Origin of the sequence: Burkholderia sp. Tr-20390, assembly GCF_017104595.1 — a bacterium.
Classification (GTDB): Bacteria; Pseudomonadota; Gammaproteobacteria; order Burkholderiales; family Burkholderiaceae; genus Burkholderia.
This window is the reverse complement of record NZ_JAAGPC010000382.1, coordinates 1-2040: the sequence shown is the minus strand read 5'-3', so window position 1 is coordinate 2040 and position 2040 is coordinate 1. Positions and strand designations below refer to the sequence as shown.

Genomic DNA, 2040 nt, shown 5'->3' with positions numbered 1-2040 from the left:
GGAAGCGACCGCCGAAGCCGAAGCGGCCACGCAGCGTCTCGCGGCTGCCATCGCCGAAGCCGAAGCCGCCGCGCAGCGCCATACGGCTGCGATCAAGGAAGCCGAGGCGCTCGCGCAGCAGCACACGCAGGCGATCGCGGAAACGCAGGCCGCCGCGCAGCGTCATGCCGAAGCGACCGCCGAGGCCGAAGCCGTCACGCAACGCCATACCGAAGCGATCGCGCACGCCGAGGCGGCCGCGCAGCGCCACGCCGATGCCACCGCGCAGGCGGAGGCCGTCACGCAGCGTCATGCCGAAGCGATCGCACAAGCCGAAGCGGCTGCGCAGCACCACGCGAAGGCCATCGCCGACGCCGAGGCGCTGGTCGAGGCCGTCGTCAAGGAAGCCGCGACGAGCGCAGTCGCCGCCACGGCAGTTGCAGCCGAAGTCGTCGAACCTGCACCGGCCGGTACGCCGGCGGCGGAACCGGCCGTGATCGCGCCCGCGCCGGCGGCGGGCGAAACGGTGGATGCAACGGCCGACGCCGAAGCAGCCATCGTCGCGACGGCGCAAGCCGAAACGCCGGTCGAAGCCGAATCCGACGTCGCCACCACGCCGGCCCCGTCCGACAAAGCGACGCTGCACGTGTCGCGCCCGACGCAGAACGAACTCACGCTGACCATCAACGGCGAATCGATCACGCTGCATCCGGAACAACTGGGCCAGCTGATCGAGGAACTCGCGCATGCGCGTGCATCGATGCAGCCGGAGCCGCCGCCCGGCATCCCGGCCGGCTGGCGCTTCGTGACGACGAAGAACCCGATGATGGCCGTGCAGAAACAGTCGAATGGCGACCGCCTGCTGGTGGCCCGCCACACGGGCTACGGCTGGGTGCCGTTCACGTTCTCGCCGGACGTCGTGGTCCAGATGTACATGATGCTGACGCAGCGCTGAGTACCGGCACGCCGCAGCGCCGAACAGGCATCGTCCAAAACAAAACAGCCCGACCGGTTTCCCGATCGGGCTGTTTGCTTTCCGGCTGCCGGGAGGCACGCCTCCCGGGCAAGACTCAGCGATCCACCGGCGCCTGCACGCGCGCCTTCCACTGGCCGCCCTTGCCGCGCCAGTAGCGCCACGCGGACGCGAACGTCGCGCCGACGTAGAACAGCGCGACGAGCGGCAGCGCCGGCGCCCACAGCGGCGAGCGCCGGTAGTAGCGCAGCATCGGCGCATACGCGGCGCACATCGACGCCCATGCGAGCCACGCCGGCCAGGCGCGCGCGCCGTACGCGAGCGCCGCGGCGGGCGGCACGAGATAGATGATCGTCATCCCGAGCAGCGTGCCGGCCAGCAGCAGCGGCGAGTAGTGCAGCTGCGTGAACGCGGTGCGCGCGATCATGTTCCAGATGTCGCGCCAGCTGTCGTACGGGCGCAACGACACGCTGCGGTCGGCCAGGTCGAGCCGGATCGGATGGCGGCCCTCGCCGCGATGCTTGATCTGCGCGGCGAGGCTGCAGTCGTCGATCAGCGCGCCGCGGATCGACTCGATGCCGCCCGCTTCCTCGAGCGCCGTGCGCTTGACGAGCATGCAGCCGCCCGCCGCGCCGGCCGTCCGGTTGCGCGGGTTGTTGATCCACGAGAACGGGTAGAGCTTCGCGAAGAAGAACACGAACGCCGGGATCAGCGCCTTTTCCCAGAACGAATCGCAGCGCAGCCGCACCATCAGCGACACGAGATCACGGTTCTCGGCCTGCGCGCGCGTGACGAGCTGCGCGACGGCGTCGGGCGGATGGCCGATGTCGGCATCCGTCAGCAGCAGGTAGTCGGCCGGCAGGCCGAGCGTCTGCACCGCGGCGATCCCCTGCGACTGCGCCCACACCTTGCCCGACCAGCCGGCCGGCAGCGGCTTCGCGGCCAGCACGGTCAGCCGGTCGGCGCGGTTGATCGCGAGCGCGGCCGCGCGGGCTGCGTCGGCGGTGCCGTCGTCGCTGTGGTCATCGACGATGATCAGATGAAAGTCGCCCGGGTAATCCTGCTCGAGCAGCGAAGTCGCCGCACGA

The 2040-nt window shown here is 70.6% G+C and carries 1 protein-coding gene and 1 pseudogene; one reads left to right on the top strand and one right to left on the bottom strand.

Features of this window, described 5'->3' with window-relative positions; all coding sequences use genetic code 11:
• Positions 1–934: pseudogene (locus tag G3N98_RS39080) on the top strand (phage tail protein); the annotation flags it as partial.
• 115 nt (positions 935–1049) lie between these two features.
• On the opposite strand, the gene G3N98_RS39075 reads toward G3N98_RS39080, so the two are convergent.
• Positions 1050–2040 (bottom strand): glycosyltransferase (locus G3N98_RS39075; RefSeq protein ID WP_206151105.1); only part of this gene is annotated, 991 nt, incomplete at its 5' end.